The 14,445-nt window shown below is 63.3% G+C and carries 14 protein-coding genes and 1 pseudogene; 14 read left to right on the top strand and 1 reads right to left on the bottom strand.

Annotated features, from left to right (window positions below):
• Window positions 1-186 precede the first annotated feature (186 nt).
• The 11 genes and pseudogenes from RMCB_RS17810 to RMCB_RS17865 all read left to right on the top strand — a co-directional run bounded on the left by RMCB_RS17810 (window position 187) and on the right by RMCB_RS17865 (window position 11,656).
• Window positions 187-447, top strand: coding sequence for a hypothetical protein (locus RMCB_RS17810; RefSeq protein ID WP_063979639.1), 261 nt, complete (start codon window positions 187-189; stop codon window positions 445-447).
• Window positions 444-2,237 (top strand): acetate--CoA ligase, encoded by a 1,794-nt coding sequence (acsA, locus tag RMCB_RS17815; RefSeq protein ID WP_062829850.1) that lies wholly within the window; start codon window positions 444-446, stop codon window positions 2,235-2,237. The genes RMCB_RS17810 and acsA overlap by 4 nt, the downstream gene beginning before the upstream one ends.
• Complete coding sequence (pdhA, locus tag RMCB_RS17820) at window positions 2,234-3,205, top strand: pyruvate dehydrogenase (acetyl-transferring) E1 component subunit alpha (RefSeq protein ID WP_062829851.1); 972 nt, start codon at window positions 2,234-2,236, stop codon at window positions 3,203-3,205. Before acsA ends, pdhA begins: the two co-directional genes overlap by 4 nt.
• Window positions 3,202-4,176: an alpha-ketoacid dehydrogenase subunit beta gene (locus tag RMCB_RS17825; protein WP_062829852.1), complete on the top strand. Its 975-nt coding sequence runs from the start codon at window positions 3,202-3,204 to the stop codon at window positions 4,174-4,176. The genes pdhA and RMCB_RS17825 overlap by 4 nt, the downstream gene beginning before the upstream one ends.
• Entirely contained in the window at window positions 4,176-5,312 is a 1,137-nt protein-coding gene (locus tag RMCB_RS17830) for a dihydrolipoamide acetyltransferase family protein (RefSeq protein WP_062829863.1), read from the top strand. Before RMCB_RS17825 ends, RMCB_RS17830 begins: the two co-directional genes overlap by 1 nt.
• Before the next feature lie 7 nt (window positions 5,313-5,319).
• Window positions 5,320-5,568, top strand: coding sequence for an acyl carrier protein (locus tag RMCB_RS17835; protein WP_062829853.1), 249 nt, complete (start codon window positions 5,320-5,322; stop codon window positions 5,566-5,568).
• Window positions 5,569-5,653: 85 nt separating this feature from the next.
• Window positions 5,654-6,847 (top strand): alpha/beta hydrolase family protein, encoded by a 1,194-nt coding sequence (locus RMCB_RS17840; RefSeq protein ID WP_062829864.1) that lies wholly within the window; start codon window positions 5,654-5,656, stop codon window positions 6,845-6,847.
• Window positions 6,848-6,859: 12 nt separating this feature from the next.
• Window positions 6,860-8,248: a wax ester/triacylglycerol synthase family O-acyltransferase gene (locus RMCB_RS17845; RefSeq protein ID WP_062829854.1), complete on the top strand. Its 1,389-nt coding sequence runs from the start codon at window positions 6,860-6,862 to the stop codon at window positions 8,246-8,248.
• A gap of 112 nt (window positions 8,249-8,360) precedes the next feature.
• Window positions 8,361-8,990: pseudogene (locus RMCB_RS17850) on the top strand (dienelactone hydrolase family protein); the annotation flags it as partial.
• Window positions 8,991-9,525: 535 nt separating this feature from the next.
• A complete protein-coding gene (locus tag RMCB_RS17860; protein ID WP_062829856.1) occupies window positions 9,526-9,822 on the top strand; it encodes a hypothetical protein in 297 nt (98 codons plus the stop codon).
• Window positions 9,823-9,943: 121 nt separating this feature from the next.
• On the top strand, window positions 9,944-11,656 hold the full coding sequence (locus RMCB_RS17865; protein WP_234792162.1) for a sensor histidine kinase: 1,713 nt from the start codon (window positions 9,944-9,946) through the stop codon (window positions 11,654-11,656).
• Between the two features lie 25 nt (window positions 11,657-11,681).
• On the opposite strand, the gene RMCB_RS17870 is transcribed toward RMCB_RS17865, so the two are convergent.
• A complete protein-coding gene (locus tag RMCB_RS17870; protein WP_084388533.1) occupies window positions 11,682-12,146 on the bottom strand; it encodes a hypothetical protein in 465 nt (154 codons plus the stop codon).
• 554 nt (window positions 12,147-12,700) lie between these two features.
• Between RMCB_RS17870 and RMCB_RS17875 the strand changes: the two genes are divergently transcribed.
• The 3 genes from RMCB_RS17875 to RMCB_RS17885 are packed head-to-tail and all read left to right on the top strand — an operon-like array spanning window position 12,701 to window position 14,355.
• On the top strand, window positions 12,701-13,147 hold the full coding sequence (locus RMCB_RS17875) for an FHA domain-containing protein (protein ID WP_084388531.1): 447 nt from the start codon (window positions 12,701-12,703) through the stop codon (window positions 13,145-13,147).
• A gap of 39 nt (window positions 13,148-13,186) precedes the next feature.
• Complete coding sequence (locus RMCB_RS17880; RefSeq protein ID WP_084388532.1) at window positions 13,187-13,948, top strand: GAF and ANTAR domain-containing protein; 762 nt, start codon at window positions 13,187-13,189, stop codon at window positions 13,946-13,948.
• Window positions 13,945-14,355 carry a GAF domain-containing protein gene (locus tag RMCB_RS17885; protein WP_062829859.1) on the top strand — a complete coding sequence of 137 codons (411 nt, stop codon included), beginning with the start codon at window positions 13,945-13,947 and terminating at the stop codon, window positions 14,353-14,355. Before RMCB_RS17880 ends, RMCB_RS17885 begins: the two co-directional genes overlap by 4 nt.
• Window positions 14,356-14,445 lie beyond the last annotated feature (90 nt).

The following is a 14,445-nucleotide window of genomic DNA, read 5'->3' on the forward strand; positions in this document are numbered from 1 at the left end:
ATGCTCGCTCCCGGGCCGGCCGTGCGACAGGGCCGTCCGGATCCAGAGCAGAGGACTTAGGGCACTCGGACGGCATCTCAGGAGCCCGGTACCACCGGGGGCTTTCGCGGGGACTTTGGTCTCTATCGCCACGACGGCAGTGCGGACACGATGTGTCCGGTAGGTGCTCCCGAGAAGGGAATCGTGATGACCACAGCCGAGTGCGCCAAGTTGACCGGATCGCAGATGGAAGCCGTTGCCTGGGGTTTTCTGCGGTCGGAATTCACCCAGCAGATCTACGCCGGCTGGCCGATGGACCGACGAATCAGTGCATATCTGCACCACCAGGGCCTCGATCAGATCATCGACGACGGCTCGGCCTTCGACCGGTTGACCGAACGGGTGATGGCGAACCTGGGCCGTGCGCTGCGCAGTGGCCTCTTGGGATTGCCGAAGGATCAGTCGTGACCGTCATCCACAAAGCACCTGCCGCGATGGCGGTTCGGCCGAACCTGAGCGACTACGACGAGACTTGCGCGTCGTTCGATTGGGCCGACGTGCCGAACTTATGTGAGGGCATGGGTAAAGGCCTGTGCAACATCGGGTATGCCGCAGTGGACCGTCACTTGGGTGGGCCGAGTGCGAACGCTACCGCGTTACGCTTTGTTACCGCCGCGGGGTGGGACGGCGCCGTCGCGACGCGCGACCTGACCTACGCCGAGCTCAGCCGGCTTACCTGCCGTTTCACCAACGTTCTTCGGTCACTGGGCGTCGAAAATGGCGATCGCGTATTCACAGTCATGGGCCGCATCCCCGAGCTCTATATCGCGATTCTCGGGGCGCTGCGTAACGGAAGCGTCGTGTCGCCGCTCTTTTCGGCATTCGGGCCAGAGCCCATAGCCACCCGGGTTGCGATCGGTGAGCCCGTCGTACTGGTCACAACGAAGAGCATTTACCGACGCAAGATCGCCCCGATCCGCGCACGGCTTAGGTCTGTTGAGCACGTACTGGTGGTCGACGACGGCGGCGAAAGCGGCGAGCTGCCAGGGACACTGAACTTCTGGCACTGGATGGCGGCAGCGGAGCCGGATGCTCCGGTCCACCCCACGACCGCCGACGACGAGGCGCTGCTGCATTTCACCAGCGGCACGACGGGCACGCCCAAAGGCGCCATCCATGTTCACGGCGCTGTGGCGATGCACTACGCCACCGGGCTGTACGCACTGGATTTGCATCCCGACGACGTCTACTGGTGCACGGCGGACCCGGGTTGGGTCACCGGAACGTCCTACGGCGTCATCGCGCCACTCCTGCACGGAATCACATCGGTCGTGGACGAGGGTGACTTCGACGCCGAACGGTGGTACCGGATCCTGCAATCGCTGGACGTCAGCGTGTGGTACACCGCGCCGACGGCGATTCGCATGCTGATAAAGGCAGGCCCTGAAGTCGCACACAGTTTCCGGTACCCGCGATTGCGATTCATCGCCAGCGTCGGAGAACCCCTCAACCCCGAGGCAGTGTTGTGGGGCGAGCGCGTACTCGGACTCCCGGTACATGACAACTGGTGGCAGACCGAGACCGGCGGCATCATGATCGCCAACACACCGGCGTTCGACATCAAGCCGGGCTCGATGGGACGGCCGTTGCCCGGCGTGGCCGCATACGTGGTGCACACCGAGACAGACGGCCACGTGACCGTCATCGACAAGCCCGATGTAGAAGGTGAGCTGGCCCTCAAACCAGGGTGGCCATCGATGTTCCGCGGGTACTTGCACGAAGACGACCGCTATCGGAAGTGCTTCCGCGATGACCTTTATCTGACGGGCGATCTCGTCAAGCGGGATTCCGACGGCTACTTCTGGTTCGTCGCACGCACCGACGACGTCATCAAATCGGCCGGCCATCTGATCGGGCCATTCGAGGTGGAGAACGCGCTGACGGAACATCCCGCGGTCGCCGAAGCCGGAGTGATCGGCAAGCCCGATCCGACCGTGGGCGAAGTGGTCAAGGCGTTTGTGACCCTCAAAGACGGGTTCGCCGCAACCGATGACCTGGAGCTGGAGATCCTCGGCCACGCACGCAAGCGGCTTGGTGCCGCAGTGGCGCCGAAGGAAATCCAGTTCGTCGACACGTTGCCCCACACCCGGAGCGGCAAGGTCATGCGCCGCCTGCTCAAGGCCCGAGAGCTTGGCTTACCGCAGGGCGACGTGTCGACCGTAGAAACCGGTGCCGACCTACAGGAGTCGGCCCCATGAGCGGAGAAGAACTCGCCCGCACGCTGTTGTCGGACATGATCCGCGTACGCCGGATGGAAGAGAAGTGCGCGGAACTGTACGGGGAAGCCAAGATTCGCGGGTTCCTGCACCTATACGTCGGCGAGGAGGCGGTCGCTGCCGGATCGCTGCGGGCACTGACCACAGGGGATGCCGTCGTCGCAACGTACCGCGAACACGCACATGCATTGCTGTGGGGTGTCGCGATGAACTCGATCATGGCCGAGATGTTCGGTAAGCAGGAAGGATGTTCTGGCGGCAGAGGCGGATCGATGCATCTGTTCGACGCCGCCACCCGTTTCTACGGTGGTAACGCCATCGTGGCGGGCGGTCTGCCGATCGCCGTGGGACTGGCCCTCGCTGACAAGACTCTCGGTCGCAACCGCGTCACCGTCTGTTATTTCGGCGATGGAGCCGTTGCCGAGGGGGCATTCCACGAGTCACTGAACATGGCTGCCCTGTGGCAGCTTCCCGTGTTGTTCTGCTGTGAGAACAACCTCTACGCGATGGGCACCAGACTGGACCGGGCACAGTCCCAGACCGACCTGACAGCCAAAGCAGCGTCCTACCGGGTACCCACGCTCGCCGTTGACGGGATGGACGTGTTGGCTTGCCTGCACGCAACCGAACAGGCTGCCGCGCACATCCGGACAAAGAGCGGACCGTTCTTCCTCGAGTTCCGTACCTACCGCTTCCGCGCCCATTCGATGTTCGATCCGGAGCTCTATCGCGACAAGACCGAGGTTGCCCAGTGGCGCGAACGGGATCCGATCGAGCTGTTCCGCACGCAGTGCCTCCGTGACGGGGTGCTCACCTCCGACGACGCAATTGGTATCGAGGCCGCCGCCGACCGCGAGGTGGCCGAAGCTGTCGCGTTCGCCGAGGCCGGGACCTTCGAGCCTGTCGAGCAGTTGGGACGTGACGTTCTCACATCGGAGGGTGTCGCATGAAGATCAGCTATCGAACCGCCGCGCACGACGCACTCCGCGATGCACTGCAGAACGACTCCCGGGTCGTCCTGATGGGCGAAGACATCGGCCGATACGGCGGAACGTACGCGGTGTCCAAAGGGCTACTCGATGAGTTTGGCCCCGACCGGATCCGCGATACCCCGTTGTCCGAGCTGGGTTTCGTCGGGGTAGGCATCGGCGCGGCGTTGGGCGGATTACGCCCGATCGTCGAAGTCATGACCGTGAACTTCAGTCTGTTGGCGCTCGACCAGATCGTCAATACCGCCGCTGCACTGAGGCACATGTCCGGCGGACAGTTCTCCGTACCGCTCGTGGTGAGGATGGCGACCGGAGCGGGTAGACAACTCGCCGCGCAGCATTCCCACAGTCTGGAATGCTGGTATGCCCACATCCCCGGCATCAAGGTGCTTGCCCCGGCCACCGTCGAGGACGCCTACGGGATGCTGCGGACGGCTCTCGCAGACCCCGATCCGGTGGTGATCTTCGAACACGTGCAGCTGTACAACGCGACGACGGACGTCGATGCTCTCGCTGCGACCGACATCTCCCGAGCCGCGGTACGGCGACCGGGATCCGACATCACCGTGATCGCATACGGCGGGTGCGTGCCGAAAGCCATCGACGCGGCGAATAGACTTGCTGTTGACGGAATCGCTTGCGAGGTAATCGATCTTCGCGTGCTGCGCCCGTTGGATGACGCGACCATCACCGAGTCCGTGCGCAAGACGCATCGGGCTGTCATCGTCGACGAAGCCTGGCGCACAGGCAGCCTGGCCGCGGAGATAAGCGCCCGGCTGGTAGAGAACGCGTTCTACGACCTGGATGCGCCCATCGCCAGGGTATGCAGCGCAGAGGTTCCGATTCCCTATGCCAGGCACCTTGAGGAGGCTGCCCTCCCCCAGGTTGATGCGATTGTCGACGCGGTGAAGCGCACTCTCGGGAAGCCATGATGATCGAGTTCAAGATGCCCGCGCTCGGGTCGGATATGGACGAAGGAACGCTTACCGAGTGGCTCGTCAAGCCCGGTGATGTCGTTGCCCGAGGCCAAGTCGTGGCGGTGGTGGAAACCACCAAGGCAGCCGTGGAGGTGGAGTGCTGGCAGAGCGGGACGGTGCACGAACTACTGGTTCCCGTCGGCGAAACCATCCATGCCGGTAGGCCATTGGCCACACTGCTGGCTGCGGGCGAGTCCGCCCCGACCGAACTGTCTGGGGCGCCCGCCGAAATCACTGCCACCCCGCAGTCGGCACGGCGCCGGTGGGTTTCGCCGGCCGCTCGGCGCGTTGCAGCATCGCTGGGCATCGACCTCGGTGCCGTCAGCGGGACCGGACCGCAGGGAGCCGTCACCATTGCCGACGTCGAGCATGCGGCAGCAGCGGCTACGACGGCTCCCCCGCACACCGCCACCACCGATCGAACAGCGCAGATGCGCAGATCGATCGCCGCCGCGATGAGCCGATCCAAGCACGAGATCCCCCACTATTATTTGTCAGAAGAAATTCCGATGGACACCGCGCTGACGTGGCTTGCCGACTACAACAGTCGGCGGCCGATCACAGAACGCGTATTGCCTGCCGTCCTACTCGTGAAATCCGTCGGCCTGGCGGCCCGGCGGTACGGCGAATTCAGCGGCTTCTGGCAGAACGACGAGTTCCAGGCGGGTTCAGGAACCCACGTCGGCATCGCGATCTCCCTACGCGGCGGCGGATTGGTGGCGCCCGCCATACATGATGTGGCGGACAAGAAGATCGATGAGTTGATGCGCGATCTCACCGATCTGGTGGCTCGTGCACGCGCCGGAAGTCTACGCAGCTCGGAGGTGTCAGATCCGACAATCACAATGACCAACCTCGGCGATCAGGGAGTCGATTCTGTCTTCGGGGTGATCTATCCGCCGCAGGTTGCGTTGGTGGGGTTCGGGCGGCCGGCACAGAGGGTCCGGGTCGTCGACGGTGGCATCCGAGTCATGACCACGGTGAACGCAACACTATCCGCCGATCATCGCGCCAGTGACGGCCACCGCGGCGCGCTGTTTCTCGCCGCGATCAGCGAGCACTTGCAGCTGCCCGACGAACTCGAGAAATGACACGAGAATGATGACTGCTCAACGCATCCGTGAAGAAGTACTGTCAGTTTTGACGACCATCGCCCCAGAGGTGGATCCGGTCGATTTGTCCGACGACCTCCTGTTGCGCAACCAGGTGGACCTGGACTCGATGGACTGGCTCAATTTCCTGGTCGGCGTACATCGACGGCTCCACGTTGCAATACCCGAAAAAGACTACGCCGGTTTGCGGACGCTTGCGGATGTGGTTCGTTATGTCGAGACCCACGCAGTCTGACATCCCGACCTCGGCGGAGATATCGGCAATCCGTAACAGTACGAGTACATCTCGTACCGGCCTTTCGCACATTCAGGCGTTCGGCCTGGGCGCGGCCAGCTCCGCGGTTCGCCCGATCGCCCAGGCTTTCGACTACTACGTGAGAGCTTGGCGCGAATACCTCGACCGCGGACCGCGCGAGCTGCCCGTTGCGCGGCCCACGATCGCACTGGCCGCACACGCGCTCCGCGATGAGATCGTGCTGTTGGGATTGCGGGCGAGACGGCCGGTGGGCGACCTGCGTGAATTCGACCGCATCGAGGCTGAAATCACTGCGGCGCTGCGTCTCTACGCACGAAAAGGCTGGTTGGCGCAACCGCCGCGGTTCTTTGCGAGGCCGCCCGCGTTGACTGAGGTCACAATCCGATCGGTGCACGCGGCGGGTCGACACTACGAGCGAATCGCCTTTGACAGCGGCTACAGGCCTCGCGTGGGTGAACCCGGCAGGAATCGATGGCTGAGCTATACGGCCAACAACCGCGAATACGCCTTGCTGCTGCGGCATGCCGATGACCGTCCCTGGCTGGTCTGTGTACACGGCGCCGAGATGGGCCGCGCCGCACTCGATCTCGCGCTGTTTCGGGCCTGGCACCTGCACGACGATCTCGGCTTGAATGTGATCATGCCGGTCCTTCCGATGCATGGTCCCCGGTCACGCGGGCTACCCAAAGGGGCCGTATTTCCGGGCGAGGACGTGATGGACAACGTACACGCGACAGCTCAGGCGGTTTGGGACATCAGGCGGCTGCTGACCTGGATCCGGATTCAGCAACCCAACTCGTCGATCGGCTTGTATAGCATCTCCCTCGGCGGATACGTCTCGTCGCTGGTCGCCAGTCTCGAAGACGGCCTGACTTGTGCGATTCTCGGGGTACCGGTGGCCGATCTGGTCGTACTGCTCGGTCGGCACGCCGGCCTGAGTGACGAAGATCCGCGTCGCCGGATCGTCTCATTGGCCGCGCCCATCGGACACATGTTGTCACCACTGTCCCTGCAGCCGCGTGTACCGATGTCTGGTCGCTTCATCTACGCCGGCATCGCTGATCAGCTCGTACATCCGCGCGAGCAGGTCCTTCGATTGTGGGAACACTGGGGTGAGCCACAGATAGTCTGGTATCGCGGAGGTCACACGGGGTTCTTCGCTTCGCGGCCCGTACAGCAGTTTGTCGACTGCGCCCTGCTGCAATCGGGGCTCGTCAATGGGCCGTCCACCGAGCCCGAGTCACACCGGTCGGCCTGAGCGAGGCGCACGGTGAACTGGATGGGCCCGCTGGACGCGGCAATGATCACCGCCGACGTGATTTCCAATCCCCTCAACATCGGTGCGGTACTGGTCCTGTCGCCGCCAGGCGCGTCGGGGGCTGATTATGTCGACCAGGTCTACGCGCACAGTGTGATCGGTCGAAAAGTCGGGGATCCGCGACTACGCAGGTATCCCCACCGCGGCATTGACACCGCGGGCGCCTGGGTGTGGCGGGAGCTCGACGTCGTAGATGCCGGCAGGCACTGCCAAAGAGTCACGCTGACACCAGATGAAAACCTGTGGAAGTTGATCAGCCAACTGCACTCACAGCCTCTCGCCCGATCGCGACCGATGTGGATGTCCTACCTGATCGACGGCCTTGACAACGGCCGCTTCGCCTTCTACATCAAGATGCATCACACCGTGATGGACGGTGTGACCGGTTTGCAGACGCTCGCCGATGTGCTGAGTCCCGATCCGCGATGTCGTTCGTCGAGTGGGTTCTACGCCGAGCGACAGGCCCCCGCGGTACACCGCGGATCTCGGTTACCCCATCCACTGGCGCTGCTCGGCGCCGTAACCAAAGCCGCATCATCAGCAGTCACGCTGGCTGCGCAGGTGGTCACGGGCGAAGCAGCGAGGATTGCGGCAAGCAGGACCGGCGATACCGCGCTGCAACCGTTGACCGCGCCCTATGTTCGCTTCAACGGCCGCCTCGGACGCGAACGCGCAGTCAGCGCCGCCAGCCTGCCCAGCAGCCGTTTCCAGGCAGTAGCACGAAAAGCAGGGGCGACGGCCAACGACGTGATCACCGCCGTGATCGCCGGTGCGCTTCGCCGCTGGCTGACAGATCACGACGAGTTACCCGACCGGTCGTTGGTCGCCATCTGTCCGATCGCGGTGCATCCTCACGATCACCGACGAGCCGACCAGCCGGGCAACATGTTCGGCGCGTGGCTGTGCCCGCTGGGTACCGATCTGGTCGATCCCGCAGAGCGACTGGATCGCATCCATCGGTCCATGTCGCAAGGCAAGCACGAAGTGGCTGCGCGCGGCGCAGCAGCTTCCTTGCTACTGCTGGCGGCGAGCATCGCTCCGACGGTGCTGATGCCGATGTTGCCGTTCGCACCGAGGCTCCGAGCAGGTTACAACCTGCCGATCTCGCACGTTCCGGGTCCACGGGACGAAATGTACTGGAACGGTGCACATGTCGAGGAGATCTATCCGATCTCCGCCGTATATGACGGACAGGCGCTCAATGTCACGACCTGCTCGTACGCCGATCGCGTCGGGTTCGGCTTTGTCGCTGGCCGCGACGTCATGCCCGATATCACCGAACTGGGCCTCCTGACCGAGCACTCGCTCGCCGAACTCGAGACGGCCGTCGGCGTGACGTGAGGCCCCTTGTCCGCACGACCGGTGACCAAATCCCATATCGATCCTCCACGTGTCTGCCGAACATTCAAATATGGAATACCTCGATACTGCGGACCAGTCAGGACACCGTTACCTGCACGACGAGGAAGTACAGGTGCTCGCTGGGCAGGCTTCGGTAGCCGGGCACCTCACGATCCCCGAGAATGCCAGGGGTGTTGTGGTCTTCGCTCACGGCAGCGGGAGCAGCAGGCACAGCCCGCGCAATCGTTACGTCGCAGAGATCCTCAACGCTGCCGGTTTCGGCACGCTCCTGTTCGACCTGCTCACGGTCGACGAAGAACGCAACCGCGCTAACGTCTTCGACATCGGGCTGTTGGCCTCGCGCCTGGTCGGTGTCACCAGATGGCTTGCCGACCAACCCGACACCGCGGCTCTTCCTATCGGCTATTTCGGTGCCAGCACAGGGGCAGGAGCAGCGCTGACAGCCGCAGCCGATCCCCGGGTGCGCGTCAAGGCGATCGTGTCGCGTGGTGGTCGCGCCGATCTCGCCGGGCGCGCGCTGGCAAGAGTCCTCGCGCCGACACTTCTGATCGTCGGAGGGCGCGACCATGCCGTCATCGAGCTGAATCAGCGCGCGCGAGCATTGATTCCAGGTCGATGTGAACTTGCGATTGTCCCTGGGGCCGGCCACGTCTTCGAGGAGCCCGGCACCTTGGAGCAGGTAGCCAAACTGGCTTGCGAGTGGTTCGCCGAATATTTGTGAGCGCCCGCGGTCGACGCGTGCCCCGCCAAGGGGTCTCAGCGTGGCGGTTTTCGCATCCGAGGGCAGCCGCGCTCTGGCCACCTCACTCAACGATTTGCAACCGCTTGAAGACGCCAAGGAGCTGGCGACAGCGATGATCCGCGCACAACCGAACCCACCACGTCGCCCACACAACCGCGGAAAGCCACGCAAGACCCGTTGTGAGCAACATCCGCTGCAGACTTGGCCCGATGTGACTCACCAACGCACACCTGCCCAACACCCCACGCCCCTCGCGCAGAGACCTGATCCTTTCGCGCTCAAGGTTGCGTTCCGGATCCAGTCCCGAGGTAACCGTCAGCATCGCGTCGAGCAGTCCGTCGAGTCGATCACGCCTCAACGCGTAGACGAAGAGTCATGACCGGCTCGACCGCCCAATCCTCCTGCGCAGGGACTATCGGCCATGCCAGGTCGGGACTTTCGCCGCTGTAAGGGGCAGTTCCAATCTCGATACCGTCAAACCGCACGCATTCACAACCGGCAAGGAGAGTTGCAGATGTCCCAGACAACCGAGTCCACGTCGCCGTCGCAGCGGACCGAACTGCTCGAAGAACTTCGCGAATCAGCCCGGGTGGGCCAGCACGCAGCGACGGATGCATTGCGCAAGTTCAACCATGCGCTGGATGAGGCGATCCCTGAAGCCGTCCATCCGCTGCGGGCCAAGATCGTCGACGCGGCAATCGATCTGGCAAGCACCCTGGCGGCCGCGCAGTACCAGTTTCACCGCAATCTGATCCAGACCGCCGATCGGGCCCTGGCGCGCCCCGGCCATGACGGAGATGGCGGGAAGTAGCCCACCTGGATCCAGTAGAACCGTCGCCGCAGCGAACTCCGGGCGACGGGTGCGGTTTAACTGGAAACGATCAAAACTAGTTTTGCTCGCCTTCACGATCACTGAGTGGGACCATCATGTAGTGGCCGATGAGTCGGGCGCCGACAGCGCCGTGCATCCGCTCAGGAACACGCTGTCTCAACTGAGATTGCGGGAACTGCTCGTGGAGGTGCAGGACCGCGTCGAGCAGATCGTCGAAGGCCGTGACCGCCTCGACGGCCTACTCGATGCCATGCTGGTGGTCACGTCGGGTCTGGAGCTCGACGCGACTCTGCGCACCATCGTGCACACCGCGATCGAATTGGTCGATGCTCGCTACGGCGCTCTGGGTGTGCGCGGACGGGATCATGAACTGGTCGAGTTCATCTATGAGGGCATCGACGAAGCAATGCGCGAACGGATCGGGCATCTGCCGGAGGGACGTGGTGTGCTCGGGGTGCTGATCGACGAACCCAAACCCATCCGGTTGGACAATATCGCCGATCACGTTGCATCCGTGGGCTTCCCACCGAACCACCCGCCGATGCGGACATTCTTGGGGGTCCCGGTCCGTATCCGCGACGAGGTGTTCGGCAACCTCTACCTGACCGAGAAGGCCGGTGGCCAACCATTCAGTGAGGACGACGAGGTCCTCGTCCAAGCGTTGGCGGCCGCTGCCGGCATCGCCATCGACAACGCACGCCTCTATGAGCAGTCCAAGGCCCGGCAATCTTGGATCGAAGCAACGCGCGACATCGGGACCGAGCTGTTGTCCGGCATTGATCCAGCGACGGTCTTCCGGCTCGTGGCTGACGAAGCCAGAAAGCTCAGCGGTGCGGAACTAACACTGGTTGCCGTCCCTGACGATCCCGATGCGCCGCCCGATGAAGCGGACGAACTTGTTTTGGCGGCCACTTCGGGGGCTGGTCCGGCATCCGTGGCATCGGTCATTCCGGTCGCCGGATCGGTCATCGGCGACGCCTTCGTTCGACGACAAGCGGGGCGCTTCGACAGCATTGACATCTTGCCCGGAGACAAGCCGGCGACCGGTCCGGCACTCGTGTTGCCGTTGCACGCACCCGAGACAATCGCAGGGGTGCTGGTGGCGTTGCGTCAGGTGGGTGCCGAACCGTTCAGCGCGGAGCAACTCGACATGATGGGAGCTTTTGCCGATCAGGCTGCCCTCGCCTGGCAACTCGCGACGACGCAGCGACAAATGCGGGAGCTGGACATCTTGACCGACCGGGACCGGATCGCACGCGACCTGCATGACCACGTGATCCAGCGGTTGTTCGCGGTCGGGATGGCGCTACAAGGCACGATCCCGCGAGCGCGTGCTCCCGAAGTACGCCAACGACTCACCGAGTGCGTCGACGATCTCCAGGACGTGATCCAGGAGATTCGCACCGCCATCTTCGACTTGCACGGAATTGACTCCGGGATCACCCGGCTGCGTCAGCGGCTGGACGAAGCCATCGGAGGGTTCGCGGGTTCGGGAATCCGCACCACCATCCAGTATTCGGGTCCATTGTCCGTGGTCGATACGGTTTTGGCCGACCATGCCGAAGCCGTTGTCCGGGAGGCGGTGAGCAATGCTGTACGGCACGCTCAGGCCAGCACCCTGTCAGTCAACGTTGGGGTAGCCGACGAGCTGAGCATCGAAGTGGTGGACAACGGTTGCGGAATCGGTGACAACATCACAGGCAGCGGGTTGGTGAATTTGCGTCGCCGTGCCGAGGAGGCCGGCGGATCATTCATCGTGGAGGCTGTGCCCGGCGGCGGCACCCGGCTCCGGTGGACGGCCCCGCTCCCGTAATCGATCGGCCTTCGACTAACTCGCGTCAGGCTGCTCGCGGGAGATCAGGTGTTGAGCTGACAGCCGGTGAAATCGTAGGCTTCGGGCGGGCGATCCAGCCGGCGTAGGTCAGGTAGACGCCTATCGCAATGAAGACGGCGAATACTACGCGCCAAAGATTTTCTGCACCGATGGTCCGGTTGGCGATGGCTATGAAGAAGTCGGGAAATGCCATGAGCAGGATGCCCCGTATCACCATGATCCATCCCAGCATGGACACGATAATTGCAGTGAGCCCTCGCCAGTACGGATGCAGCGCGACGACGGTGATTCCCGCCATCAACACGAAAGCACCTGTTACCCAGGGCCATACAGCGCTCGCGCCAAACTCCGTCAAGAGCACGCGCATGTTGGCCGCGCGCGCAACCACCGTTGCCGACACGATGGCGAAGAACGGACCGAGTACCCGGGCGAATGCGCGGGTCGCGGTCGATTGAGTCACTGTGCTCATCATCTACCTCCAGTTCGGGGCCAAACCGTATTGCGGCCGGCGTGACGTCAACATGTCGCGGGATCGTTAAGACCCCATGGTCTATCTCAGCACCGGCATCGCTCATCGCCCAGAGGCCAAGGGGCTTTGAAAGGTGGGGCTTTTGGCCAGATTTGGTGTGCTGTGGAACCATCACACAGCGATCTGCAAATCCGGCCAAAGGCCCAGCGGTACCGAAGCTACGTTGACCGTTTGGCTTCGAAACCCGTTGTCCCCGTCGTCAGTTGGTACATTCAGCTGCGGCCCCTTGCTCTGGACGACTCTGCATTTGCCCAAATCCATACGGCGCCAGACATTCGGGCCTGTCGACGCCGGGATTTGCGACTGTGACGAATGGTCACTCATGTCGGGACCAAAGCCTCTTCAATCCGCAGCATCGCAAACTTTACTGTGAGGTGGCACTCGGCCACTGACGCGCGTTTTGGCCTGTGACCCACTATCTGGCGTCGCGGTCCTGAGCTTTGGTTCGCACAGCCGTAGCTCAGCGACCGGTACCAGCCGAGAAGGGATCCGACATGGATCATGCGACGCGTGAGATCGACCACTGGGATAGTGGCGGACCGACGACGACCAGTTTCCATACCGCGGCCACTGACGGACGGCAGCGTTCGAGCCCATCCTATGGGTCAGCGCTCTGGAGATGCGATGAGCCACGGCTAGACTGCGCGGTCGTGGTGATCAAGCGAGGACCGAACGCCGGATTGCGATTTGCGCTCAAGGGGTCCGTCACCTCAGCGGGTCGCCATCCCCGCAGTGACATCTTCCTCGATGACGTCACGGTGAGCCGCCTCCACGCCGAGTTCCGCCGAGAGAACGACCAGTACCAGCTGGTGGATACCGGTAGCCTCAACGGCACCTATGTCAACCATGAGCCGGTTCAGTCGGTGGCGCTGGTCAACGGTGACGACATCCAGATCGGCAAGTTCCATTTGGTGTTCCTCACCAAACCACCGGCGAGGTGAACAGACCGGCGGCTGTGACCAGCATCGAATTGGGTGGCGATGAATAACGATCGCGCTGTGCGGGCCTGGACCGCGGTGGCCATGCGTGCCCGGCGGGAGGCTTCCCCACTTTCTCCGCGGATCGCCTGCCTGGCGTGTGTCGAGGCGCTTGGTATAAGCGGTGCGGGTCTGTTGCTGACAACTAGTATGAAAGCGTTGGAGCCGGTGTGCGTCACCGACGGTCGTGCTGGCGAGGTGGAGGAGTTGCAGGCTCGCGTTGGCGAAGGTCCCGCCGTCGACGCCCTGGCGTCGGGACGCCCGATGCTGGTGGAGGACCTGTCGGCGACTGCCAGCAGACGCCAATGGCCGGTTTTTTCGGCCGAAGCGATTCGCCGCGGTGTGCAGTCCATGTTCAGCCTTCCGCTGGCGTTGGGGGCCATCCGGGTCGGTGTGCTCGACCTGGTTCACGAGGAACCGATCAGGCTCGACCACAATCAGCTGGTCGACGCATTGGTGTATGCCGACACCGCGCTGGTACTCACAATCGATGCCCGCAGCGGAATTACCGCGCCAGGAAGTGCGGAGAGCGGCGACGGGCAAGGACCAACACTGTGGCATGCCGAAGTGCACCAGGCCGCTGGAATGGTCTCCGTTCAACTGGGTATCGCGGTGCTCGACGCGCTGGTGAGGATGCGGGCCTACGCGTTCAGCCACGACCAAGCCCTCACCGAGGTAGCCCGTGCCGTCGTGGAGCGACGACTACGATTCCACCCCGACGACGCGACCCCGACACCCGATCACGATATGGAGGGGCAACCATGACCCGCCCTGAACTGTCGGTGGCGCGAGCCTTCGCCGACTTGGCCGATGCGTTGGTCGACGACTTCGATTTGATCGATTTTCTGCACCTCGTCGCGGTGCGCAGTCAGCAGTCACTTGGCGTTGACGCCGTAGGGATATTGCTGGCCGACAATCACGGCGGCCTCAACGTCGTGGCAGCCTCCAGCGAGGCGGCCCGACTATTGGAGTTGTTCCAACTGCAAGCCGCCGAGGGGCCGTGCCTGGAGTGCTATCTGAGTGGTACTACGGTGAGCAGCCCGGACTTGGCGGCCGAGGCGCGGTGGCCCCGGTTCGTAACCCACGCGCTCAAGGCCGGTTATCGCGGTGTGCATGCGGTACCAATGCGGTTGCATGACACAACCATCGGCGGTATTGACTGCGCTCGCTGAATTTCCCCACTGACGCTCATCGAAATTCCCCACCTGTGTGGCTCCGCCGAGAAGGGCGGGCCTCCCTCGATGCTGCTGGTGTCTGACGCC

Origin of the sequence: Mycolicibacterium brisbanense (assembly GCF_001570425.1) — a bacterium.
GTDB lineage: Bacteria > Actinomycetota > Actinomycetes > Mycobacteriales > Mycobacteriaceae > Mycobacterium > Mycobacterium brisbanense.

What these genes read in the sequence shown, in the direction of transcription:
- RMCB_RS17810 (WP_063979639.1), top strand. Translation starts at nt 187, where the DNA reads ATGACCACAGCCGAGTGCGCCAAGTTGACCGGATCGCAGATGGAAGCC.
- pdhA (WP_062829851.1), top strand. Translation starts at nt 2,234, where the DNA reads ATGAGCGGAGAAGAACTCGCCCGCACGCTGTTGTCGGACATGATCCGC.
- RMCB_RS17825 (WP_062829852.1), top strand. Translation starts at nt 3,202, where the DNA reads ATGAAGATCAGCTATCGAACCGCCGCGCACGACGCACTCCGCGATGCA.
- RMCB_RS17830 (WP_062829863.1), top strand. Translation starts at nt 4,176, where the DNA reads ATGATCGAGTTCAAGATGCCCGCGCTCGGGTCGGATATGGACGAAGGA.
- RMCB_RS17835 (WP_062829853.1), top strand. Translation starts at nt 5,320, where the DNA reads ATGATGACTGCTCAACGCATCCGTGAAGAAGTACTGTCAGTTTTGACG.
- RMCB_RS17860 (WP_062829856.1), top strand. Translation starts at nt 9,526, where the DNA reads ATGTCCCAGACAACCGAGTCCACGTCGCCGTCGCAGCGGACCGAACTG.
- RMCB_RS17870 (WP_084388533.1), bottom strand. Translation starts at nt 12,146, where the DNA reads ATGAGCACAGTGACTCAATCGACCGCGACCCGCGCATTCGCCCGGGTA.
- RMCB_RS17875 (WP_084388531.1), top strand. Translation starts at nt 12,701, where the DNA reads ATGGATCATGCGACGCGTGAGATCGACCACTGGGATAGTGGCGGACCG.
- RMCB_RS17880 (WP_084388532.1), top strand. Translation starts at nt 13,187, where the DNA reads ATGAATAACGATCGCGCTGTGCGGGCCTGGACCGCGGTGGCCATGCGT.
- RMCB_RS17885 (WP_062829859.1), top strand. Translation starts at nt 13,945, where the DNA reads ATGACCCGCCCTGAACTGTCGGTGGCGCGAGCCTTCGCCGACTTGGCC.